The organism is Duganella phyllosphaerae, from assembly GCF_001758785.1.
Taxonomy (GTDB): Bacteria; Pseudomonadota; Gammaproteobacteria; order Burkholderiales; family Burkholderiaceae_D; genus Rugamonas; species Rugamonas phyllosphaerae.
In genome coordinates this window covers 80,506-103,058 of record NZ_LROM01000090.1, presented here as the reverse complement: position 1 = coordinate 103,058, position 22,553 = coordinate 80,506, and the positions used below count along the sequence as shown (strand labels likewise).

The window sequence follows — 22,553 nt, the reverse complement described above, 5'->3', positions numbered from 1 at the left end:
TGCTATGCATCGCGATATTCAAACCGACCACTGGATTGCCGTTTGCCAGCTGGACGACATCGTCCCCAACACCGGCGTGTGCGCCTTGCTGAACGGCGCGCAGGTGGCCGTGTTCCACGTCGATGACGGTGGCTCGCGCGTGTTCGCCATCGAGAACTACGACCCCAACTCGGAAGCCTCGGTACTCTCGCGCGGCCTGGTGGGGAGCATCGGCGAACGGATCGTGGTGGCCTCGCCCATCTACAAGCAGCACTTCGATTTGCAGACCGGCGAATGCATCGAGTCGCCGGCGCACTCGGTGGGCACGTACCCGGCGCGCATCGCCGGTGGCAAAGTGTGGGTAGGGCTGTGAGTATGTCTGCAGACGCGCCTGCCAACGCCGCCAGGCCGTCGCTGGTCGTCATCGGCAACGGCATGGCCGGCATGCGCACGGTCGAGGAGCTGTACAAGCTCGCGCCGGACCTGTACGACATTACCGTGTTCGGCGCCGAGCCGCACGGTAACTACAACCGCATCCTGCTCTCGCCGGTGCTCGCCGGCGAAAAAAGCATGGAGGACATCATGCTCAACACGCGCGAATGGTATGTCCAGCATGGCATCACCTTGCACGCGGGTGATCCGGTCGAGCATATCGACCGCAAGCAGCGCATCGTGCGTGCGCGTTCCGGCCTGCAGGTGCGCTACGACCGCCTCTTGATCGCCACCGGCTCCAAGCCGTTCATCATCCCGGTGCCGGGCCACCAGTTGCGCGGTGTGCTGGCCTTCCGCGACATCCAGGACGTGGAAAGCATGCTGGCCATGGCGCGCAATCACCGCCACGCGGTGGTGATCGGCGGCGGCTTGCTGGGCCTGGAAGCGGCCAACGGCCTGCAACGCCAGGGCATGGCGGTGACGGTGGTGCACGTGGGCGACGCGCTGATGAACCAGCAGCTCGACAAGCCGGCCGCGCTGCTGCTGCAAAAGGCGCTGGAAGCGAAAGGGTTGACGTTCCTGATGAACGCCAACACCGCAGAAATTACCGGCACCGACCGCGTCACGGGCGTGCGCTTCCAGGATGGCACCGGGATCCCGGCCGACCTGGTGGTGATGACTGCCGGCGTGCGGCCGAATATCGAGCTGGCCAAGGCGGCCGGCCTGCACTGCGACCGCGCCATCGTGGTGGACGACACCTTGCAAACCTACGATCCGCGCATCTACGCCGTGGGCGAATGCGTGCAGCACCGCAGCGCCACGTTCGGGCTGGTGGCGCCGATCTGGGATCAGGCGCGCGTGTGCGGCGCCCACCTGGCCGGCGCCGGCGTGCGCCGCTACGTGCAGCAAACCTCGCCCACGCGCCTGAAGGTGACCGGCGTGGACCTGTACTCGGTTGGCGACTTCATCGGCGGCGCGGGCAGCGAAGACCTGGTGCTGCGCGATGCGCGCCGGGGCGTGTACAAGCGGCTGGTATTGAAGGACAATCGTGTAACCGGCGCCGTGCTGTACGGTGATGTGAAAGACGGTCCGTGGTACTTCGGCCTGATCCAGAACCGCACCGACATCAGCGCCATGCGCCAGAACCTGTTGTTCGGCGAGGCGCTCAGCGCCAGGGCCGCGTAGCAAAACTATCGAGATAGCGAGCCAACCTTGAACCTGTCCCAAGACCATCTTGCCATCCGCCCGGTTGCCCCGGTGGGCACCGTCCGTACCACTTGCGCGTACTGCGGCGTGGGCTGCGGCGTGAGCGCCACGCCGCAGGCCGACGGCACGGTCGCCATCGCCGGCGACAAGCAGCATCCCGCCAACCTGGGCCGCCTGTGCGTCAAGGGCTCTGCCCTGGGCGAGACCGTGGGTCTCGACGGCCGCCTGCTGTATCCGCAGGTGCGCGAGGCCGATGGCCTGCGCCGCGTATCGTGGGACGAGGCGCTCGGCAAGATGGCCGCCAAGTGGCGCGCCGTGATCGACGAGCATGGACCGGACGCGGTGGCGCTGTACGTCTCGGGCCAGCTGCTGACCGAGGACTACTACGTCGCCAACAAGCTGATGAAGGGGTACGTGGGCAGCGCCAATATCGACACCAACTCGCGCCTGTGCATGTCGTCGGCGGTGGCCGGCTACAAGCTCGCCTTTGGCGAAGACCTGGTGCCGCTGTGCTACGACGACCTGGAGCTGGCCGACATGGTGGTGCTGGTGGGTTCCAACACCGCGTGGTGCCACCCGATCCTGTTCCAGCGCATTTTAAAAGCCAGGGAAGCCCGCCCGGACCTGAAGCTGGTCGTGATCGACCCGCGCCGCACCGCCACCTGCGAGCTGGCCGACCTGCACCTGCCGATCAAGTCCGGCACCGACGTCTGGCTGTTCAACGGCTTGTTGAGCTACCTGTCGCGCATCGGCGCGGTGGCCCCCGATTTCATCACCGACCACACCAACGGCTTCGACGCCGCGCTGGCCGCCGCCAACATCGATTGCGCCGATCCGCTGGCGGTGGCCAAGGTGTGCCGCATCGATCCGGCGCTGCTGATCGAATTCTACGAAGCGTTTGCCGCCACGGCGAAAACCATCACCGCCTACTCGATGGGCGTCAACCAGTCGTCCGCCGGCACCGACAAGGTCAACGCCATCATCAACTGCCATTTGATTGGCGGGCGGATCGGCCAGCCGGGCATGGGACCGTTCTCGATCACCGGCCAGCCCAACGCCATGGGCGGCCGCGAAGTCGGTGGCCTGGCCAATATGCTGGCTGCGCACATGGACCTCGAGCGCGCCGATCACCGCGACGTGGTCCAAACGTTCTGGGACTCGCCGGCCATGGCCCGCAGGGGCGGCCTCAAAGCCGTCGATCTTTTCAAAGCCATCGAAGAGGGCAAGGTCAAGGCGGTATGGGTGATGGCCACCAACCCGCTGGTCAGCCTGCCCGACGCCGACCAGGCCCGCCGCGCACTGGAAAAATGCGAGCTGGTGGTGGCGTCCGACATCATGCAGAATACCGACACCAATGCTTACGCCCACGTGCTGCTGCCGGCGCTGGGCTGGGGCGAAAAAGACGGCACGGTCACCAACTCCGAGCGCCGCATCTCGCGCCAGCGCGCATTTTTGCCCGCACCGGGCGAGGCGCTGGGCGACTGGCAGATCATCTCGCTGTTCGCGCAGCGCATGGGCTACGCCGGCTTCGACTTTGCCGACGCTGCCGCCGTCTTCGACGAGCACGCGCGCCTGAGCGGCTTCCGCAATGAAGCCCAGGATATTCCGCGCGCGTTCGACATGTCAGGCCTGGCCGGCCTGACGCCAGCCGAATACGCCGAGCTCGAACCGGTACAGTGGCCGGCACGGCGCGATGCCGCCGGCGTGGTGCACAGCGAAGCACGGCTGTTCGCCGACCACCGCTACGCCCACGGCGACGGCAAGGCGCGCTTCATCGCCACTGCCACCCGGGCGCCGGCCAACGCCGTGTGCGAAGACTATCCACTCACGCTCAACACCGGCCGCGTGCGCGACCAGTGGCACACCATGACGCGCACCGGCAAGTCGCACACGCTGGCCGACCACATCTCCGAGTCGTTCGTCGACATCCACCCGCAGGACGCGCTGCTGCACGGCGTGCGCGAGGGCGAACTGGCGCGCATCAGCTCTGCCTGGGGCGCCATGGTGGCGCGGGTGCAGCACGGCGGCGGCATCGCGCGCGGCAGCGTGTTCATCCCGATTCACTGGAACGGCCAGACCTCGTCGGACGCGCGCGTGGGCGCCTTGGTCAACCCGGTGGTCGATCCGGTATCGGGCGAGCCGGAGTTCAAGCACACGCCGGTGCGCATCGACCAGTTCCGCGTCAACTGGCATAGTTTTATCTTGAGCCGCACCGAAGTGAATCTCGACAGCGTGGCGCACTGGACCCGCATCCAGGGCAAGGCATTCGCCCGCTACGAGCTCGCGGGCCGCAACACTATCGGCGACTTCAGCGCCTGGGCGCGCGCGCTGCTGGGGGTGGACGACCTCGACGCCGACTGGCTGGAATACGAAGACAAGACCGCTGGCGTGTACCGCGCCGTGCACGTGGTGGACGATCGTATCGAGCAGTGCATCTTCCTCTCGCCGCGCCAGGACATGCCGTCGCGCGCGTGGCTGGCCAGCCTGTTCGCCAGGGATCAACTGAGCGAGATCGACCGCGTGGGCCTGCTGGTGGGCATGCCGGTGGAGAAGGGCGCCGATACCGGCCCGACCGTGTGCTCGTGCTTTGGCGTCGGTCGCAACACCATCTGCAACGCCATCGTCGAGCAGGACCTGCAGACGGTGGCGCAGGTGACGGCGTGCCTGAAGGCCGGTGGCAATTGCGGCTCGTGCGTCCCCGAGATCAAGAAGATCCTCGTGCATACGCGGGTGGAGCTGGCCGCTGGTTGATCAGGCGAGGGTTTAACTATTTACCAAATATGGTAAATTAGACCACCGATCGCTTGATCACCACCATGAGAGCGAACATGTCACTTCGTGAAAACTTCTCAGACGCCGATATGGACGCGTGGCTCAACGAGAACCGCGTCACTGAAATCGAATGCCTGGTACCTGATCTGACAGGTGTGGCACGTGGCAAAATCCTGCCGCGTGCGAAATTTACGCAAGACCGCGGCATGCGCATCCCCGAAGCGGTGCTGGGCATGACCGTCACCGGCAACTACCCCACCGCCAACGCTGCCTACGACCGCGCCATCTCGTCCACCGACCGCGACATGATCCTGCGCGCGGACCCCGGCAGCATCACCACCGTGCCGTGGGCGCAGGATCCCACCGCGCAGGTGATCCACGACTGCTACTTTTCCGATGGCACCCTGGTCGATTACGCACCGCGCTCGGTGCTGCGCCGCGTGCTCAAGCTGTACGCGGACCGTGGCTGGCAGGCCGTGGTGGGACCGGAACTCGAGTTCTACCTCACCGAGAAAAACATCGACCCCGACCTGCCGCTGCGCGCGCCGGTAGGCCGCAGCGGTCGCGCCGAAACCAGCCGCCAGGTGTACAGCATCGACGCCGTCAACGAGTTCGATCCGCTGTTCGAGGATATCTACGACTACTGCGCGCTGATGAACCTCGACGTCGATACGCTGATCCACGAAACGGGCGCCGGCCAGATGGGCATCAATTTCCAGCACGGCGACGCGCTGGCCCTGGCCGACAACCTGTTCTACTTCAAGCGCACCTTGCGCGAGGCCGCGCTCAAGCACTCGATGTACGCCACCTTCATGGCCAAGCCCATGGCGGGCGAGCCGGGCTCGGCCATGCACGTGCACCAAAGCGTGAACGACCTGGCCACGGGCCGCAATATCTTTACCGATGCCGACGGCGCGTCGTCGCAGCACTTCCGCCACTACATCGGCGGCCTGCAGCGCTACACGCCGGCGGCGATGGCGATCCTGGCGCCGTACGTCAATTCGTACCGGCGCATGGTGCGCCACACGGCCGCACCGATCAACGTCCAGTGGGGCATCGACAACCGCACCGTGGGCTTCCGCATCCCGATTTCCGGCACCGGCCAGCGGCGCGTGGAAAACCGCATCATCGGCGCCGACGCCAACCCCTACCTGGCCATGGCCGTCACGCTGGCGTGCGGCTACCTGGGCATGGTCGATCAGATCGACCCGTCGCCGATGATCACCGGCAGCGCCTACGACCACGACCACGAACTGCCGCAGGGCCTGCCACAGGCGCTCGAAGGCCTGCGCCGCGAAGACCGCTTGCGCGACATACTGGGCGAGCGCTTCATCGACGTCTATACGGCGATCAAGGAACTCGAGCACCAGGAGTTCATGACCGTGATCAGCCCGTGGGAGCGGGAACACTTGTTGCTACATGTTTGAAGCGCTGCATTTATAATCATGGGTTCGAAAAATCGGATGCGGACGACATGTCGCTGCCCGATGAGTCGTCATTCCGCATCGGCGGACCGCCGCGCAAGCGGGAATCCATACTGAGTATCCGATTACGCGGTCTATGGATCCCCGCATGCGCGAGGATGACGGCTTGTCCGACAGTGGTTACATTTCTGTTCTCTAATTGGCACCATTAATATTTACACAATATGACCCCAGAGCGAGCTGCTGAACCTTTTCTCCTGATCCGCAACCTCGTCAAGGACTTTGATGGCGTACGCGCCGTCAATGATGTCTCCGTGGCGATCAACAAGGGCGAGATCTTCGCACTGCTCGGCAGCTCGGGCTGTGGCAAATCGACGCTGCTGCGCATGCTGGCCGGTTTCGAGACCCCCACCGCCGGCGAGATCATCCTGGCCGGCCAGGACATCGTCGGCGTGCCACCGTACCAGCGGCCCATCAACATGATGTTCCAGTCGTACGCGCTGTTCCCGCACCTGTCGGTATGGGATAACATCGCTTTCGGCCTGCGCCGCGATGGTTTGCCGAAAGATGAAATCGCCGCCCGCGTCGAGAAAATGCTGGCGCTGGTGCAGCTATCCGAATACGGCAAACGCAAGCCGCACCAGCTGTCCGGCGGCCAGCAGCAACGCGTGGCGCTGGCGCGCAGCCTGGCCAAGCGCCCGCAGCTGCTGCTGCTCGACGAGCCGCTCGGCGCGCTCGACAAAAAACTGCGTGAGCGCACCCAGATGGAGCTCGTGTCCATCATCGAGGAAGTGGGCGTGACCTGCGTGATGGTCACCCACGACCAGGACGAAGCGATGAGCATGGCCACCCGTATCGCCGTCATGAGCGCCGGTCGCATTTTGCAGGTGGGCGCACCTGAAGAAATCTACGAGACGCCGAATTGCCGCTTCGTTGCCGACTTCATTGGCAGCGTCAACCTGTTCAACGGCAGCGTCACCGTCGACGAACCGGACCACGTGATCATCGATACGCCGGAAGGGCGCCACTACATCACCCACGGCATCACCGGCACCATGGGCATGCCGGTGGCGGTGGCCGTGCGGCCAGAGAAGATCGCGGTGCAGGCCGAGGCGCCCACCCTCGAGCAGCGCGCCAACGCCAGCGAACATGGCTACAACTGCGTGCAGGGCACGATTACCGCGCTGGCCTATTTCGGCAACGAGACGCTGTACCACGTGCAGCTCGACACCGGTATGAGCATCAAGGTGTCGCGCACCAACGCCGCCCGCCACGACGCCGACGCGCTCAAGCGCGACCAGCGCGTCTATGCGTGGTGGGACGGCGCCGATGTCGTGGTGCTCACCAGCTAGGGCGCGGCCATGAACCTCTTCAAGCATTTTTTCACGGGGCGCCGCTTCGTCATTGCCGTGCCGTCGCTGTGGCTCACGTTCGCCTTTTTGGTGCCGTTCCTGATCGTGCTGCGCATCAGCTTTGCGGAAGCCGACGTGGGCGACCCGTTCGGCACGCTGGTGACGGTGGCCGACGGCGTGATGACGCTCAAGGTCAAGATCTCGAACTACCTGTTCATCCTGCAGGACGACCTGTACGTGCTGACCTATCTCAGTTCGCTCAAGTTCGCCGCGATCACCACCGCGCTGTGCCTGTTCATCGGCTACCCGTTCGCCTACTTCATGGCGCGCGCCAAACCAACCATCCGGCCGGTGCTGCTGATGCTGGTGATGATGCCGTTCTGGACCTCGTTCCTGCTGCGGATCTACGCGTGGAAGGGCATCCTGGCCAATAACGGCATCCTCAACAACTTCCTGATCAGCATTGGGGCGATTGCCGAGCCGCTGCACCTGATGAACACCCAGTTCTCGCTGATCATCGGCATGACGTACGCGTATTTGCCATTCATGATCCTGCCGCTGTACGCCAACCTGGTGAAAATGGACGTGCGCTTCCTGGAGGCTGCGGCCGACCTGGGCGCCACGCCGTTCCAGGCCTTCTGGCGCGTGACGGTGCCGCTGTCGAAGTCCGGCATCATCGCCGGCTCGATGCTGGTATTCATTCCGTCGGTGGGCGAGTACGTGATCCCCGAGCTGCTGGGCGGCCCCGAGACCCTGATGATCGGCCGCCAGCTGTGGGACGAATTCTTCACCAATAACGACTGGCCGCTGGCGTCTGCCGTGACGGTGGTGGTGATCATGCTGATCCTGGTGCCGATGGCGATCTTCAACAAATACAAGGCAGAGCAGGAGGACAGCCGATGAAAACCAATACGAGTTTCATGCAGCGCTGGTTCGGGCGCGGCTGGTTGTCGCTGGGGTACTTGTTCCTGTACCTGCCCATCGTGGTGCTGGTGGTGTTTTCGTTTAACAGCTCGCGCCAGGACATGGTGTGGAGCGGCTTTTCGCTGCAGTGGTACGCGGCGCTGATGCAGGATACGGAAATCATCAACGGCCTGGGACTGTCGCTGCGCATTGCGGTGTTTACGGCCTTCGCCTCGGTGGTGCTGGGCACCTTTGCCGCCTTCGTGCTCGATCGCTACCGCCGTTTTACCGGGCGCACAGTGTTCGCCGGCATGGTCAGCGCGCCGCTGGTGATGCCCGAAGTGATCATCGGCCTGTCGCTGCTGCTCATGCTGGTCTCGGTGCAAAAGGCGTTCGGCTTTCCGGAACGCGGCCTGACCACGATCTGGATCGGCCACACGCTGCTGGGTATGGCCTACGCGGCGGTGGTGGTGCAATCGCGCCTGCAGGATATGAGCAAGTCGCTCGAAGAAGCGGCAATGGACCTCGGCTGCCGGCCGTACCAGGTGTTCTTCCTGGTCACGCTGCCCAACATCAAGCAGGCGCTGGGTTCGGCCTGGCTGCTGACGTTCACGCTGTCGCTCGACGACGTGGTGCTGTCGGCCTTCCTGTCCGGCCCCGGCTCATCGACCATGCCGATCGTGATCTTCTCGCGCGCGCGGCTGGGGCTCGATCCGCGCGTGAATGCGGTGGCGGCGCTGACCATCCTGGTCGTGTCCATTGGTGTGATCGCATCGAGCTTGTACATCGCCCGCGCCGAGCGGCTGCGTCATAAGCAGATTTCCAACGCCGGTAAAGATTAAGGTTCTAAGGAATCCGGCGATACTCCCACCATGCGCAGGCGACGAAGGTCGCCGCGCCGCACCACATCACTGCCGGCAGCGCATTGATCCCTACCGAGTGCATCAGCACCCCGGTGACCAGCGGCCCGCCGCTGCTGGTCACGCCCCAGCTGGCGTTGAGGATGGCACTGGCCGCCACCAGCCTGGCGCCGGTAAACCGCTGGCCGCACGCCACGATCGACAGCATGTAGATCGCCCCCGCCGCCGCACCGAGCATCAATAACACCGTCCACCACAACCACGCCGTGCCCGCCGCAAACGGCAGCACCGGCAGCAGCACGCACACGGCGATGCCGCAGCCGGTATGCACGCGGCGCCGCCCGTAGCGGTCGGCCAGCCAGCCGAACGGGAATTGCAGCACCGTGTCGCCCGCCAGCACCACCGTGGCCGACAGCAGCGCCAGCTCGGTGGCGATACCCTGGCGCATCGCGTACAGCGGCAGCAGGCTCAAAGCCAGGGTGTCGAACAGCGCGAAAAACGCCGCGCCCATGGCGATCATCGGCATCTGCGGCAGCACCGTGCGCCACGGCGCCTGTGCTTCGTCTTCGTCGTCGGATTGCGCGTCGCCGCGTATCAGCGCCATGCCGGGCAGCGCCAGCAAGAACAGCGCGCCGGCGGCGGCAAAGGCCCAGGTGATTTTATCTTCCACCGCCGCCACCAGCGCTGGCCCGACCAGCTGGAACAGCGTAAAAGCGGTGGTGTACATGGCCACCACGCGCCCGCGTGCGTTACCCGGCGCAAGGTGGTTGACCCACGCCTCGCCCACGGTAAACAGCACGCCCATGCAAGCGCCGAAGACAAAGCGCAGCAGCGCCCAGGCGAATAAATCGGACGTGGTTTCCATCAGCGCGGTGGACAGCCCACCGACGATAATCGCCGCGATCATGCACGTGCGCGCACCATGGCGCGTCACCCAGCGCGAAACGAACGGCGTCACGGCCAGGATGCCCAGTGCGCTGACGGCGGTGATCACGCCGATGATGTCGGTGCCGATGCCGCGCTGGTCGAGGCGCAGGGCGGTAAGCGGGATGGTCGCGCCGAGCCCCAGGCCGACCACGCCGATGCTGGCAACGAGCGCGATGAAGTCGCGCCACGGCAGGTTTTTCATGGGGTTGAAGCGGTCATGCGGAGCAGACTTTAAGCTGGGTCAAGTAGCAGTAATGGCAATCATACCAAATTAGGCTTATGATCAAACCTGCTTCATATTTCATAGACCAATATGCGCAGCCCCATCGTTCTCGTCCCCGCCTGCGTCAATCCGGTTGGCCTGCACGCCGCCCACACCGCGCAGTTCAAGTACGTCGCTGCCGTCGCCGACGGCGCCCGCTGCGCACCTTTGATCATGCCGGCGCTGGGCGAGGCCACCGACTTCGAGGCGCTGCTCGACCTGGCCGACGGCATCCTGCTCACCGGTTCACCATCGAATGTGCACGCGGGCCTGTACGGCCAGGCGGTGCTCGATCCGGCGCTGCCGCTCGACGCCGCGCGCGACGCCACCACCTTGCCGCTGATCCGCGCCGCCATCGAGCGTGGTATCCCGCTGCTGGCGATTTGCCGGGGCTTCCAGGAAGTGAACGTGGCGCTGGGCGGCACGCTGCACCAGTCGGTGCACAGCGTGGCCGGCATGAGCGACCACCGCGAACACAAGGGTCACACGATGGAAGAGCAGTACGCGCCTATCCACCATGTGCAGGTGGAACCTGGCGGCGTACTGGCGCGCGCCTTGGGTGGCGTGGACCGCATCATGGTCAATTCGCTGCATGGCCAGGGCCTCGATCAGCTGGCGCCAAGGCTGGCAGTAGAGGCCCGCGCCGCTGACGGACTGGTGGAGGCCTACCGCGTGCGGGACGCCACCGGATTTACGCTCGCGGTACAGTGGCACCCTGAATGGAAACTGATGGACAACCCGGATTCCCTGAAGCTGCTGCAGGCGTTCGGTGACGCCTGCCGGCACTATAAAAAAACCAGAATTAAATAAAACTCCGGAGAGATCTGATGGCTATACGCGAAAACTTCACCTACACCGACATGGACGTGTGGCTCAATGAAAAGCACGTCACCGAGATCGAATGCCTGGTGCCTGACCTGACCGGCGTGGCGCGCGGGAAGATCCTCCCGCGCGGAAAATTCACCCAGGAGCGCGGCATGCGCATCCCGGAAGCGGTACTGGGCATGACCGTCACCGGCAATTACCCGGTCGATGATGCGGCCTACGACCGCGCCATTTCCAGCACCGACCGCGACATGATCCTCAAGGCCGATCCCACCACCATCACCATGGTGCCGTGGGCCAGCGACCCTACCGCGCAGGTCATCCACGACTGTTATTTTGCCGATGGCCGCCTGGTGGACTTCGCGCCGCGCTCGGTGCTGCGCCGGGTGCTCAAGCTCTACGCGGACCGTGGCTGGAAGCCGGTGGTCGCACCTGAACTTGAGTTCTACCTCACCGCCAAGAACACCGATCCCGACCTGCCACTGCGCCCGCCGATCGGCCGCAGCGGCCGCGCCGAAACCAGCCGCCAGGTGTACAGCATCGACGCCGTCAACGAGTTCGACCCGCTGTTCGAGGACATCTACGACTACTGCGAAACGATGAACCTCGACGTCGATACCCTGATCCACGAAATCGGCGCAGGCCAGATGGAAATCAACTTCCTGCACGGCGATCCGCTGGGCCTGGCCGACAAGGTGTTCTTCTTCAAGCGCACCTTGCGCGAGGCGGCGCTCAAGCACGATATGTACGCCACCTTCATGGCCAAGCCGATGGCCGGCGAACCCGGATCGGCGATGCACGTGCACCAGAGCGTGGTCGATATCAAAACCGGCAGGAACATCTTCAGCGCCGACGACGGCTCGGCCGCGCCGATCTTCAAGCACTACATCGGCGGCCTGCAGCGCTACATGCCGTCGGCGATGGCCATCGTCGCACCGTACGTCAATTCGTACCGCCGCATCGTGCGCCACACGGCCGCGCCGATCAACATCCAGTGGGGCATGGACAACCGCACCGTCGGTTTCCGCGTGCCGGAGTCCGGCGTGAACGACCGCCGCGTGGAAAACCGCATCATTGGCGCCGACGCCAACCCGTACCTGGCGCTGGCCGTCACGCTGGCCTGCGGCTACCTGGGCATGATCGACCAGATCGAGCCCACGGCCATGACCACCGACAGCGCTTACGACCTCGACGTCGAACTGCCGCAGGGACTGCCCGAGGCGCTGCAGCTGCTGCGCCGCGAGGACCGGCTGCGCACCGTGCTCGGCGAGCGCTTCATCGACGTCTACGCCGCCATCAAGGATCTCGAACACCAGGAATTCATGACCGTCATCAGCCCATGGGAGCGCGAGCACCTGCTGCTGCACGTCTGACCCAGTAACAGCAATCCGGAGACCAGAACATGACCATCCAGCTCAAAGAACTGTACGACACCGCCGCCATCCAGAAGCTCGACACGGCGCACTATATGCACCCGTTTACCGACCACCAGGCGCTCGGCGAAAAGGGTGCGCGCGTGATGGTGCGCGGCGAGGGCATTTACCTGTGGGACTCGGAAGGGAACAAGATCCTCGACGGCATGTCGGGGCTGTGGTGCGTGAATGTGGGGTACGGCCGCAAGAGCATCTCGGACGCCGTGTACCGCCAGATGGAGACGCTGCCGTTCTATAACAGCTTCTTCAACACCACCAATGTGCCGGCGGTGCTGCTGGCGAATAAACTGTCGGCGATTTCGCCGCCGCAGTTCAACCACGTGTACTTCACCGGCTCCGGTTCCGAGGCCAACGACACCAACCTGCGCATGGTGCGCCGCTACTGGGATGTGCTGGGCTTCAAGGAGCGCCACACCATCATCAGCCGCCACAACTCGTACCACGGCAGCACGGTGGCCGGTGCGTCGCTCGGCGGCATGACCGACATGCACGCGCAGGGCGGCTTGCCGATACCCGGCATCGTCCACATCGGCCAGCCCAATTATCTCGAGTCCGGGCGCGGCATGACCGAGGCCGAATTCGGCATCGAAGCGGCGTCGTGGCTCGAGCAGAAAATCCTCGAAGTGGGCGCCGAAAAGGTCGCTGCCTTCATCGGCGAGCCGGTGCAGGGCGCGGGCGGGGTGATCATCCCGCCGGCCACGTACTGGCCCGAGATCCAGCGCATCTGCGACAAGTACGGCATCCTGCTGATCGCCGATGAAGTCATCTGCGGCTTCGGGCGCCTGGGGCGCTGGTTCGCGTCCGAGATGTTCGGCATCCGCCCCGACCTGATCACGTTCGCCAAGGGCGTCACGTCCGGCTACATTCCGCTCGGCGGCGTGCTGGTGGGCGACCGCGTTGCCGATGTGCTGATCAAGCAGGGCGGCGAGTTCAATCACGGCTTCACGTATTCGGGCCACCCGGTTGCGTGCGCGGCCGCGCTGGAAAACATCCGCATCCTGGAAGAGGAAAAGCTGATTGAACGCGTGGCCGACGATACCGGACCATACCTAAAGCAGCGCTTTGCCGAACTGGCCGATCATCCGCTGGTCGGCTACGCCGACAGCTGCGGTTTTGTCGCGGGGCTGAACCTCGTGCGCACCAAGGCCGACAACCCCCATGACAACGTGGCGTTCGATAGTGCGCTCGGGGTGGGCATGGTATGCCGCGGCCACATGTTCGGCAACGGCATGATCATGCGCGCCGTCGGCGATCGCATGATCATCGCACCGCCCCTGGTGATGACGCGCGAGCAGATCGACGAGATGATCACCCTGATCCGGCGTTGCCTGGACCTGACGCACGCAGACATCAAACAGCGCGGCTGGCTGCAAGGAGAATGACATGACTGCATCTTCGTGGCATGACCGCGCCGCCGCTGTCACACCGGATGGCCGCGCCTTGATCGGCGGCCAGCGCGTGTGGGCGCTGGGCGGCCAGCAGTTCGACAACCGCTCGCCTATCGACGGCCGCTCGCTGGGCATGGTGGCGCGCTGCGATGGTCAGGATGTCGATGCGGCGGTGGCCAGTGCCCGCGCCGCGTTCGAGGCGCGCGCGTGGGCCGGCAAGGCGCCGGCGCAGCGCAAGCGTATTCTCATCAAGTTCGCCGAGTTGATCGAGCAGAACCGGGCGGAACTGGCGCTGCTGGAGACGCTCGACATGGGCAAGCCGATCAAGTACAGCCAGACCGTGGACGTCGGTGGCGCGGCCAACTGCATCCGCTGGTACGGCGAGGCGATCGACAAGATCTACGACGAAATCGCGCCGACGGCCGACAGCAGCCTGGCCCTGATCACGCGCGAGCCGGTGGGCGTGGTCGGCGCCATCGTGCCGTGGAATTACCCGATGCTGATGGCCGCGTGGAAGATCGCCCCGGCGCTTGCCGCCGGCAACAGCGTGATCCTGAAGCCGTCGGAGAAGTCGCCGCTGACCGCGCTGCGCCTGGGTGACCTGGCGCTGCAGGCGGGCATCCCTGCGGGCGTGTTCAATGTGGTGCCTGGCTACGGCAACGAGGCCGGTTCCGCACTGGCGCTGCACGTGGATGTCGACTGCATAGCCTTCACTGGTTCCACCCGTGTGGGCAAGCAGATCATGCAGATGGCGGGGCAATCGAACCTCAAGCGCGCCTGGATGGAATTGGGCGGCAAGTCGGCCAATATCGTCTGCGCCGATTGCCCGGACCTCGATGCGGCGGTGGCAGCGGCCATCGGCTCGATCTACTTCAACCAGGGCCAGAGCTGCAACGCGCCGTCGCGGCTGTTCGTGGAAGAATCGATCAAGGAGCGTTTTATCGAAAAGGCGATGGCCATGATGCCGTCGTTCGCGCCGGGCGACCCGCTCGACGAAAACACCGTGATGGGAGCGATCGTCGATGCCGCGCAGCTCAATACCGTGATCGGCTATATCGAAGCCGGCAAGGCCGGCGGTGCGCGCCTGCTATCGGGCGGCGCCCGGGTGCGCGATGACACCGGCGGTTTTTTTGTGGAGCCCACCCTGTTCGACCAGGTCGATAGCGGCATGACGATTGCCCGCGAAGAGATTTTCGGGCCGGTGTTGTCGGTGCTCAGTTTTACCGACTTGAGCGAAGCGATCAAGCAGGCCAACGGCACCGTCTATGGCCTGCACGCGGCGGTGTGGACATCGGATTTGACCAAGGCGGTGCAGACGTCGCGCGCACTGCGGGCTGGCACCGTGCACGTGAACCAGTACGACAACGACGACATCACCGTGCCGTTCGGCGGCTACAAGCAGTCGGGCAATGGCCGCGACAAGTCGCTGCACGCGTTCGACAAGTACACCGAGCTCAAAACCACCTGGATCCAGATTGGCTAAACACGAGGGGAATACTGATGACGCAGGCGATGAAGGATTTTCTGCGCGAGCGTAACATCCACGAAGTCGAATGCGTGATCGCCGACATGACCGGCATCGCGCGCGGGAAAATCCTGCCCAAGGACCTGTTCCTGGGCGAAGGCGAAATGCGCTTGCCCAAGAGCGTGCTGCTCAACACCGTCAACGGCGAGCAGCCCAACAACCGGCCCTACGTGGGCGTGACCGACCCGGACATGATCTGCGTGCCCGATCCTGCCACCTTGCGGCAAGTGCCGTGGGCGGCGGAGAACGTCGCGCTGGTCATCCACGACTGCCAGAATTTCGATGGCACGCCGGTGGGCTTGTCGCCGCGCGCGGTGCTGCGCCAGGTGCTCAAGCTGTACTGTGATCGTGGCTGGCAGCCGGTGGTGGCGCCCGAGCTGGAGTTCTACCTGGTGGCGCGCAGTAGCAATCCGCACGAGCCGCTCACGCCGCCACTGGGCCGCAGCGGCAAGGTAGAATCGGGCCGGCAGTCGTATTCGATCGACGCCGTCAACGACTTCGATCCGTTCTTTTTAGAACTGTCCACCTTCTGCAAGCAGCACCAGCTGGGCGTCGAAACGCTGATCCACGAAGCGGGCGCAGGCCAGATGGAAATCAATTTTACCCATGGCGAGGCGCTGGAGCTGGCCGACCGCGTGTTCCTGTTCAAGCGCGCCGTGCGCGAGACGGCGCTACGGCACGGCATCTTCGCCACCTTCATGGCCAAGCCGATGGAAGCGGAGCCGGGCAGCGCCATGCATATCCACCAGAGCGTGCTCGATACGGCCACCGGCGCCAATATCTTCAGCCGCGCCGACGGCAGCGCCAGCGACCTGTTTTTCAGCTATATCGCCGGCCTCGAACAATTCGCGCCGGCGGCCACCCTGCTGTTCGCCCCGCACGTCAATTCGTACCGGCGCCTGTCGCGCTTCATGTCCGCGCCCACCAATGTGCACTGGGGTTACGACAACCGCACCTGCGGGCTGCGCATCCCGAACTCCACGCCGGCCAACCGCCGCGTGGAAAACCGCGTGCCGGGCGTGGACGTCAACCCGTACCTGGCCATGGCCGCCACCCTGGCCTGCGGCTACCTCGGCATGACGCAGGAATTGCACGCCTCGCCGCCGATGGCCGGCAGCGCCGAGCAGGTGCACGACCATTTGCCGCGCAACCTGGAAGACGCCATCAACCGCTTGCGCGAATGCGCGCCGCTGCGCGAGATCCTCGGCGACTTGTTCGTGGAAGCGTTCTGCGAAGTGAAGGAACTTGAATTTTCCACCTACAGCCGGGTGATCAGCTCGTGGGAGCGTGAGCACCTGATGCTGCTGGTGTAGGAGGGCGCATGGGTACTCGCGACGGCTTGAACTGGCCACGCGTGCAGGCGCTGGCGGCACGCGAACGCGCCGACTACGTCGCCCGCCATCCGGCCTCGCAAGCGCTGGCCGCGCAGGCGGCGCAGCACTTGCTGTTCGGCGTGCCGATGCACTGGATGAACGACTGGTCCACGCCGTTCGCGCTCACCGTCAATGAAGCTTCCGGCGCACACTTTACCGATGCCGATGGCCTTCAATACGCCGACTTCTGCCTCGGCGACACCGGCGCCATGTTCGGCCACGCACCGGTGCCGGTGGCCGCCGCCATCGCCCGCCAGGCCACGCGCGGCTACACGGCGATGCTGCCATCGAATGACGCCGCGCCGGTAGCCATCGAACTGGCGCGCCGTTTCGGCCTGCCATACTGGCAGTTCGCGTTATCGGCATCCGACGCCAACCGCTTCCTGCTGCGCTGGCTGCGCGCGGCCACCGGCCGCAGCAAGCTCCTGGTCTTCAACGGCTGTTACCACGGCACGGTGGACGATGTGTTCGTCGATCTGGTCGATGGCGTGCCCACCCAGCGCGCCAGCCTGCTCGGCCAGGCGCATGATCTGACCGCGCACACGGTGGTGGTGGAATTCAACGACCTCGATGCCCTGGACGCCGCGTTAGGCGCGGGCGACATCGCCTGCGTGCTGGCCGAACCGGTGATGACCAACGTGGGCATGGTGCTGCCGCAGCCCGGCTACTGGCGGGCAGCGCAGCAGATCATCGCGCGTCATGGCACGCTGCTGGTGATCGACGAAACCCACACCATCAGCAGTGGTCCCGGTGGCTACGCGCAAGCGCACGGCATGCGGCCCGACGCGGTGGTGATCGGCAAACCGCTGGCCGGCGGCCTGCCTTGTGCCGCGTACGGGATGACGGAAGAACTGGCGCGCCGCGTGGAGCACGCCAAGCGCAGCGCCCCGGACGGCCACTCGGGCATCGGCACCACGCTGTCCGCCAATATGTTCGCCATGGCGGCCATGCGCGCCAACCTGGAACAGGTGATGACGCAAGACGCGTACACGCAGATGTTCGCGCTGGCGCAGCAACTGGCCGACGGCCTGCGCGCCGGCATCGCCAGGCGCGGCCTGCCGTGGTGTGTAACGCAAGTGGGGGCCCGCACCGAATTCCAGTTCGGCCTAGTGCCACCGCAGAACGGCAGCGCAGCGAAAATGCTGATGGACGAGGAACTCGAACAGGCGATCCACCTCTACCTGCTCAATCGCGGTGTGCTGATCACACCGTTCCACAATATGCTGCTGGTGTGTCCTGCCACCAGCGAAGCGGATTTGCAGCGACTGCTGCAAGCGTTCGACGACTGCCTGGCGGCGCTGGTATAAAATCACCGCCCCCGCTCCGTCATCCTCGCGAAAGCGGGGATCCATAGGGCAGATGAGTCGCGCTACTATCCATTGGAGACGCACTGCTCACATGTTCCATGGATCCCCGCGTGCGCGAGGATGACGGTTTATCGGTCCGGGCTTAGAAGCAGTGTTCCAGTGCCGGGAAGCTGCCGTCCTTGACCGCGCTCACGTACGCAGTGATCGCGCCATCAATGCTGGTCTGGCCGTCCATGAAGTTTTTCACGAAGCGCGCCTTGCGGCCCGGGAAGACGCCCAGCAGGTCGTGCATCACCAGCACCTGGCCCGAGCAGTCGGGGCCTGCGCCGATGCCGATCGTGGGAATTGCCAGCAGGTCGGTCACTTCCTTGCCCAGCGCGGCGGGGATCGCTTCGAGCACCACCACCGAGGCGCCTGCCGCTTGCAGGGCCATGGCGTCGCGCTTCAAGAGTTCGGCGCTGTCGGCGGTTTTGCCTTGTACCTTGTAGCCGCCCAGCTGGTGTACCGATTGCGGGGTCAGGCCCAGGTGGGCGCAGACCGGCACGCCGCGCTCGGTCATGAAGCGCACGGTGTCGGCCAGCCAGGCGCCGCCTTCGATCTTGATCATGTGGGCGCCGGCCTGCATCAGCTGCACGGCGTTGTGGTACGCGGTCTCGGTGGTGCCGTAGGCGCCGAACGGCAGGTCGGCCACGATCATCGCCGACTTGCTGCCGCGCGCCACGGCCGCCGTGTGGTAGGCCAGTTCGGCTACCGTCACCGGCAGGGTCGAGGCGTGGCCGTTGCAGACCATGCCCAGCGAGTCGCCGATGAGCAGCATCTCCACGCCGCAGCGGTCCATCAGTGAGGCGAAGCTGGCGTCGTAGCAGGTGAGCATGGCGATTTTCTCGCCGCGTGCGCGCAGCTCGGCCAGGGTGTGGATGGTCACTGCCTTGGTGGCGGCCGACTTGGCCGGCGCCGGCGCGGGTACGTTGGCGGCGGGCTGTTGGCTCGCGGCCAGTTCGTTTCCTTGCAAATAACCAGACATGGTAATCCTTTAAAAATGGGGGCAGACGGCGCTAGTGTAGCGGTTGTAGCGGTTTAGAGCGGGGCGATGCCCTGGTCGGCGACTGCTGCAAGATAATCCTGTGCAGCGCCGAAACCGGGAACATGGATGGCCGGCGCCAGTTCCAGCAGCGGCACCAGCACAAACGCGCGCGCGGTGATGCGCGGATGCGGCACGACCAGGTCCGGCGTGTCGATCACGGCGTCGCCATACAGCAGCAGGTCCAGGTCCAGGGTACGCGGGGCATTGCGGTAGGGGCGCTCGCGCCCGTGCGCCTGCTCGATGCCGTGCAGCGCCGCCAGCAGGGCAGGGGCGCCCAGCGTAGTGGCGATGCGGGCCACGGCGTTGATGTAGTCGTCGCCGGACGAATCGATGGGCGCCGTACGGTACAGGCTCGAGGTGGCCATCAGCGTGCAGCCGGGCAGTTTTTGCAGGCGCTCGAAGGCGTCGGCCACGTTGGCGCGGGCGTCGCCGAGGTTGGCGCCGATGCCGATGTAGGCGATGGTGAAGGCGAAGCCGCCTTCATCGGGCTTGGCGGTGATGCTCATGACAAAATTTAGTCGTGATCGGAGCCCGCGCCGCCGCCGGCGCTACCAGTGCCACCAGTGCCACCAGCGCCACCAGCACCCGAGGCGCCGGGTGCACCGCTCTCGGCGGCTGCTGCCGGGCCACGCGCGCGGCTGCGACGTGGCGCGCGCTTGCGCTTCGGCGGTTCGCTGGCGGCTGGAGCATCGGCATAATCGTCCTCGCCGGAGCCGTCAGCGGCACTGGAAGCACCAGCACCGAAGCCACCAGCGCCGGCACGGGACGCGCCACCACCAGCACGCGAGCCAGCACCAGCAGCACCACCAGCCGAACCAGCCGAACCAGCCGAACGAGGCGGCCGTGGCGCCCGGCTGGCGCTGGCGATCAACGCCTCGCGGCCAGCTTCGTCGGACTCGTAAAACGCGGTCCACCATTCGCCGAGCTCGGCATCGATCTCGCCCGACGCGCAGCGCAGCAGCAGGAAGTCGTAGCCGGCGCGGAAGCGCAGGTGTTCGAGCAGCTTGTGCGGCGCCTTGCCGGTACGGCGTTCGAAGCGCGGCTGCATCGACCAGATGTCGCGCATGTCGGTGCCGATCTTGCGTTGCAGCGCCAGCTTTTCGGTCTGCGAATCGAGCACGTCGTCGGCGGCCAAGTGCAGCGCCGGGATGGTCTGCTCGCCGGCAGCGCGATACGCGGTCCACTTTTCCAGCACCTGGTGCCACAGCAGCGAGGCAAACAGGAAGCCTGGCGAGACGGTCTTGCCGGCAGCGATGCGGGCGTCGGTCGAGTCCAGTGCCAGCGTGACGAACTTGAAGCCCATCGGCTGCTCGAGCACCACGTCGAGCAGCGGCAGCAGGCCGTGGTGCAGGCCTTCCTTGCGCAGCTGCTGCAGGCACGCCAGCGCGTGGCCGCTCATGAGCAGCTTGAGCATTTCGTCGAACACGCGGGCGGCCGGTACGTTGTCGATCAGCGGCGCCATCAGCGCGATCGGGGCGGCGGTGGTCGGCTCGATGGTGAATTTCAGCTTGGCCGCAAAGCGCACCACGCGCAACATGCGCACCGGGTCTTCGCGGTAGCGCGCTTCGGGCTGGCCGATGATGCGCAGCGTCTTGGCGCGGATGTCCTCGATGCCGCCGTGGTAGTCGAGCACCTGGCCGTTGGCCGGGTTGTAGTACATGGCGTTGATGGTGAAGTCGCGCCGCACCGCGTCTTCCGCCTGCGAGCCGAAGGTGTTGTCGCGCAGCACGCGGCCATGTTCGTCCTTGGGCGCGTTGTCCGACGTGGTGCCGCGGAAGGTGGTCACTTCCAGCAGGTCCTGGCCGAACATCACGTGCACGATCTGGAACCGCTTGCCGATGATGAAAGCGCGGCGGAACAGTTTGCGCACCTGCTCCGGCGTGGCGTTGGTGGCGATGTCGAAGTCCTTCGGTTTGACGCCCAGCAGCAGGTCGCGCACCGCGCCACCCACCACGAACGCTTCGAAGCCGGCTTCCTGCAAGGTGCTGGTCACGCGCACGGCGTTATTGGACAGCAGCTTCGGATCGATGCCGTGCGCGTCCGGTCCCAGCACCTCGGGGATATTGGTATCACGCACCTTGGTCTTGGTGCCCAGGATTTTGCGGATCAGTTTCTTAATCATTGAACAGTTCAATCAGTTGCCAGCCTTGGGCGGTGGCGTGCGTTTTCAGGGTGGCGTTGGCATTGGTGGCCACCGGGTGGCTCACCAGCGACATCAATGGCAGGTCGTTGTGCGAGTCGCTGTAGAAGTGGACGCTCTCGAAGTCCGCGAAGGTCTTGCCCATCTTGGCCAGCCAGGCTTCGGTGTGGGTGATCTTGCCCTTGCCCTGGGTGGGCGTGCCGATCAGGCGGCCGGTGACGTTGCCGTCCGCGTCGAGTTCGGGCATGGCGGCGATCAGGTGCTCCACGCCCAGCGCGCGGGCGATCGGCTCGGTGACGAAATGGTTGGTGGCCGTGACGATGGCCACCAGGTCGCCGGCATCCTGGTGCTGTTTGAGCAGCGCCAGCGCCGCCGGGCGGATGTTCGGCACCACCACCTCGGTCATGAACTGGGTGCGCATGTCGTCCAGTTTGGCGCGCGGGAATGTGGCCAAGGTGCCGAGCGAGAACTCCAGGTACTCGACCGGGTCGATGGTGCCGGCCTGGTACTGGGCGTAGAAGGCGTCGTTGCGGCGGGCGAACTCGACGGCATCGACGGCGCCGAGGCGGACCAGGAACTCGCCCCACTCGTGGTCGGAGTCGATGGGCAGCAGCGTGTGGTCGAGGTCAAATAAGGCGAGTTTTTTCATTCTTTTGCTTCCGCCTGCAACCACTCGCGCAACAGCGGCAGGGTGATCGGGCGTTGGGTTTCCAGTGAATATTGATCCAGCGAATCGAGCATGGTCGATAAGGAACTCATGTCTCGCTGGAAATGAGATAGCAGGTAGGGTATCACGCCCGGCGACAGCGTCAAGCCGCGCGCGGTGGCCGCCGCACCCAGCGCCGCGACCTTTTCGTCGTCGGTCAGGCCATGAATCTGGTAGATCAAACCCCAGCCCATGCGGGTGCGCAAGTCCTCGCGCACCGGCAATACGGCCGGGGCCACCGCGCCGCTGCACACCATGAAGGCGTGATTTGCGCGGATTTCGTTAAACAGGGCAAAGGCGTCGATCTGGGCGACCGGCGAGAGCTTTTCGCAGTCGTCGAGCAGGTACAGGTCGACGTCTGGCGAATACACGAATTCGGTTTCGATCGAGAACGGCGAGATATAGCGCGCGCGCAGTTGTTCGGCTTCGCCGCCGGCCGAGGCCAGCGCTTTCAGCAGGTGGGTCTTGCCCACCCCGGCGTTGCCCCAGAGATAGGCGAAGTGCTCGCGCGCCGTGCGCGAGGCGAACTGGCCCAGCAGCGCCATCGCCTCGGCATTTTGGCCAACCTCGAACGCGTCGAGGCTGTGCGGCTGGTCCGCGCCCAAATCGAGCACCAACTGCTTCATGGTGGTCCCATCATCTGCATAACTTCGTA

The 22,553-nt window shown here is 65.1% G+C and carries 19 protein-coding genes; 13 read left to right on the top strand and 6 right to left on the bottom strand.

The features are described from left to right. Nucleotides 1–4 precede the first annotated feature (4 nt). The 7 genes from nirD to DUPY_RS14345 all read left to right on the top strand — a co-directional run bounded on the left by nirD (nucleotide 5) and on the right by DUPY_RS14345 (nucleotide 8,910). On the top strand, nucleotides 5–352 hold the full coding sequence (gene nirD, locus DUPY_RS14375; RefSeq protein ID WP_070249079.1) for a nitrite reductase small subunit NirD: 348 nt from the start codon (nucleotides 5–7) through the stop codon (nucleotides 350–352). Between the two features lie 2 nt (nucleotides 353–354). Then, on the top strand, nucleotides 355–1,596 hold the full coding sequence (locus tag DUPY_RS14370; RefSeq protein ID WP_070249078.1) for an NAD(P)/FAD-dependent oxidoreductase: 1,242 nt from the start codon (nucleotides 355–357) through the stop codon (nucleotides 1,594–1,596). A 27-nt stretch (nucleotides 1,597–1,623) separates the two neighbouring features. After that, the gene (locus tag DUPY_RS14365; protein WP_070249077.1) at nucleotides 1,624–4,368 is read left to right on the top strand and encodes a nitrate reductase; all 2,745 of its coding nucleotides are present in this window, start codon (nucleotides 1,624–1,626) and stop codon (nucleotides 4,366–4,368) included. A 77-nt stretch (nucleotides 4,369–4,445) separates the two neighbouring features. Then, nucleotides 4,446–5,816 carry a glutamine synthetase family protein gene (locus DUPY_RS14360; protein ID WP_070249076.1) on the top strand — a complete coding sequence of 457 codons (1,371 nt, stop codon included), beginning with the start codon at nucleotides 4,446–4,448 and terminating at the stop codon, nucleotides 5,814–5,816. 221 nt (nucleotides 5,817–6,037) lie between these two features. After that, complete coding sequence (locus tag DUPY_RS14355; RefSeq protein ID WP_070249075.1) at nucleotides 6,038–7,165, top strand: ABC transporter ATP-binding protein; 1,128 nt, start codon at nucleotides 6,038–6,040, stop codon at nucleotides 7,163–7,165. A 9-nt stretch (nucleotides 7,166–7,174) separates the two neighbouring features. Then, nucleotides 7,175–8,068 carry an ABC transporter permease subunit gene (locus DUPY_RS14350; RefSeq protein WP_070249074.1) on the top strand — a complete coding sequence of 298 codons (894 nt, stop codon included), beginning with the start codon at nucleotides 7,175–7,177 and terminating at the stop codon, nucleotides 8,066–8,068. Next, a complete protein-coding gene (locus DUPY_RS14345) occupies nucleotides 8,065–8,910 on the top strand; it encodes an ABC transporter permease (protein ID WP_070249073.1) in 846 nt (281 codons plus the stop codon). Before DUPY_RS14350 ends, DUPY_RS14345 begins: the two co-directional genes overlap by 4 nt. Nucleotides 8,911–8,914: 4 nt before the next feature. Here the strand turns inward: DUPY_RS14345 and DUPY_RS14340 are convergent, their stop codons facing one another. Continuing rightward, entirely contained in the window at nucleotides 8,915–10,057 is a 1,143-nt protein-coding gene (locus tag DUPY_RS14340) for an MFS transporter (protein WP_070249072.1), read from the bottom strand. Between the two features lie 111 nt (nucleotides 10,058–10,168). On the opposite strand from DUPY_RS14340, the gene DUPY_RS14335 reads away from it, so the two are divergent. Genes DUPY_RS14335 through DUPY_RS14310 form a run of 6 tightly spaced genes read left to right on the top strand, consistent with a single transcriptional unit; the run spans nucleotide 10,169 to nucleotide 17,968 of the window. Beyond that, entirely contained in the window at nucleotides 10,169–10,927 is a 759-nt protein-coding gene (locus DUPY_RS14335) for a gamma-glutamyl-gamma-aminobutyrate hydrolase family protein (protein ID WP_070249071.1), read from the top strand. 17 nt (nucleotides 10,928–10,944) lie between these two features. Then, nucleotides 10,945–12,315: a glutamine synthetase family protein gene (locus tag DUPY_RS14330; protein WP_070249070.1), complete on the top strand. Its 1,371-nt coding sequence runs from the start codon at nucleotides 10,945–10,947 to the stop codon at nucleotides 12,313–12,315. Between the two features lie 29 nt (nucleotides 12,316–12,344). Continuing rightward, nucleotides 12,345–13,757, top strand: a complete 1,413-nt coding sequence (locus tag DUPY_RS14325) for an aspartate aminotransferase family protein (RefSeq protein ID WP_070249069.1) — start codon at nucleotides 12,345–12,347, stop codon at nucleotides 13,755–13,757. Between the two features lies 1 nt (nucleotide 13,758). Next, nucleotides 13,759–15,246, top strand: coding sequence for an aldehyde dehydrogenase (locus DUPY_RS14320; protein ID WP_070249068.1), 1,488 nt, complete (start codon nucleotides 13,759–13,761; stop codon nucleotides 15,244–15,246). Nucleotides 15,247–15,263: 17 nt separating this feature from the next. Next, nucleotides 15,264–16,601, top strand: a complete 1,338-nt coding sequence (locus DUPY_RS14315; protein WP_070249067.1) for a glutamine synthetase family protein — start codon at nucleotides 15,264–15,266, stop codon at nucleotides 16,599–16,601. Between the two features lie 8 nt (nucleotides 16,602–16,609). Then, nucleotides 16,610–17,968, top strand: a complete 1,359-nt coding sequence (locus DUPY_RS14310) for an aspartate aminotransferase family protein (RefSeq protein WP_070249066.1) — start codon at nucleotides 16,610–16,612, stop codon at nucleotides 17,966–17,968. Between the two features lie 142 nt (nucleotides 17,969–18,110). Here DUPY_RS14310 and panB read toward each other — a convergent pair whose 3' ends face one another. From panB to hda, 5 genes are read right to left on the bottom strand one after another with little or no spacing between them, the layout of a single operon-like run. After that, nucleotides 18,111–18,992, bottom strand: a complete 882-nt coding sequence (panB, locus tag DUPY_RS14305) for a 3-methyl-2-oxobutanoate hydroxymethyltransferase (RefSeq protein WP_208600047.1) — start codon at nucleotides 18,990–18,992, stop codon at nucleotides 18,111–18,113. A 53-nt stretch (nucleotides 18,993–19,045) separates the two neighbouring features. Further along, complete coding sequence (folK, locus tag DUPY_RS14300) at nucleotides 19,046–19,558, bottom strand: 2-amino-4-hydroxy-6-hydroxymethyldihydropteridine diphosphokinase (RefSeq protein ID WP_070249065.1); 513 nt, start codon at nucleotides 19,556–19,558, stop codon at nucleotides 19,046–19,048. Between the two features lie 8 nt (nucleotides 19,559–19,566). Then, nucleotides 19,567–21,174 (bottom strand): polynucleotide adenylyltransferase PcnB, encoded by a 1,608-nt coding sequence (gene pcnB, locus DUPY_RS14295; RefSeq protein WP_070249064.1) that lies wholly within the window; start codon nucleotides 21,172–21,174, stop codon nucleotides 19,567–19,569. Then, the gene (locus tag DUPY_RS14290) at nucleotides 21,167–21,841 is read right to left on the bottom strand and encodes a histidinol-phosphatase (RefSeq protein WP_070249063.1); all 675 of its coding nucleotides are present in this window, start codon (nucleotides 21,839–21,841) and stop codon (nucleotides 21,167–21,169) included. The genes pcnB and DUPY_RS14290 overlap by 8 nt, the downstream gene beginning before the upstream one ends. Beyond that, nucleotides 21,838–22,524 carry a DnaA regulatory inactivator Hda gene (hda, locus tag DUPY_RS14285; protein WP_070249062.1) on the bottom strand — a complete coding sequence of 229 codons (687 nt, stop codon included), beginning with the start codon at nucleotides 22,522–22,524 and terminating at the stop codon, nucleotides 21,838–21,840. Before hda ends, DUPY_RS14290 begins: the two co-directional genes overlap by 4 nt. Nucleotides 22,525–22,553 lie beyond the last annotated feature (29 nt).

Bases quoted from the DNA above. Each gene is read 5' to 3' on its own strand.
- nirD (WP_070249079.1), top strand. From the start codon at position 5: ATGCATCGCGATATTCAAACCGACCACTGGATTGCCGTTTGCCAGCTG.
- DUPY_RS14370 (WP_070249078.1), top strand. From the start codon at position 355: ATGTCTGCAGACGCGCCTGCCAACGCCGCCAGGCCGTCGCTGGTCGTC.
- DUPY_RS14360 (WP_070249076.1), top strand. From the start codon at position 4,446: ATGTCACTTCGTGAAAACTTCTCAGACGCCGATATGGACGCGTGGCTC.
- DUPY_RS14355 (WP_070249075.1), top strand. From the start codon at position 6,038: ATGACCCCAGAGCGAGCTGCTGAACCTTTTCTCCTGATCCGCAACCTC.
- DUPY_RS14350 (WP_070249074.1), top strand. From the start codon at position 7,175: ATGAACCTCTTCAAGCATTTTTTCACGGGGCGCCGCTTCGTCATTGCC.
- DUPY_RS14345 (WP_070249073.1), top strand. From the start codon at position 8,065: ATGAAAACCAATACGAGTTTCATGCAGCGCTGGTTCGGGCGCGGCTGG.
- DUPY_RS14340 (WP_070249072.1), bottom strand. From the start codon at position 10,057: ATGAAAAACCTGCCGTGGCGCGACTTCATCGCGCTCGTTGCCAGCATC.
- DUPY_RS14335 (WP_070249071.1), top strand. From the start codon at position 10,169: ATGCGCAGCCCCATCGTTCTCGTCCCCGCCTGCGTCAATCCGGTTGGC.
- DUPY_RS14330 (WP_070249070.1), top strand. From the start codon at position 10,945: ATGGCTATACGCGAAAACTTCACCTACACCGACATGGACGTGTGGCTC.
- DUPY_RS14325 (WP_070249069.1), top strand. From the start codon at position 12,345: ATGACCATCCAGCTCAAAGAACTGTACGACACCGCCGCCATCCAGAAG.
- DUPY_RS14320 (WP_070249068.1), top strand. From the start codon at position 13,759: ATGACTGCATCTTCGTGGCATGACCGCGCCGCCGCTGTCACACCGGAT.
- DUPY_RS14315 (WP_070249067.1), top strand. From the start codon at position 15,264: ATGACGCAGGCGATGAAGGATTTTCTGCGCGAGCGTAACATCCACGAA.
- DUPY_RS14310 (WP_070249066.1), top strand. From the start codon at position 16,610: ATGGGTACTCGCGACGGCTTGAACTGGCCACGCGTGCAGGCGCTGGCG.
- panB (WP_208600047.1), bottom strand. From the start codon at position 18,992: ATGTCTGGTTATTTGCAAGGAAACGAACTGGCCGCGAGCCAACAGCCC.
- folK (WP_070249065.1), bottom strand. From the start codon at position 19,558: ATGAGCATCACCGCCAAGCCCGATGAAGGCGGCTTCGCCTTCACCATC.
- pcnB (WP_070249064.1), bottom strand. From the start codon at position 21,174: ATGATTAAGAAACTGATCCGCAAAATCCTGGGCACCAAGACCAAGGTG.
- DUPY_RS14290 (WP_070249063.1), bottom strand. From the start codon at position 21,841: ATGAAAAAACTCGCCTTATTTGACCTCGACCACACGCTGCTGCCCATC.
- hda (WP_070249062.1), bottom strand. From the start codon at position 22,524: ATGAAGCAGTTGGTGCTCGATTTGGGCGCGGACCAGCCGCACAGCCTC.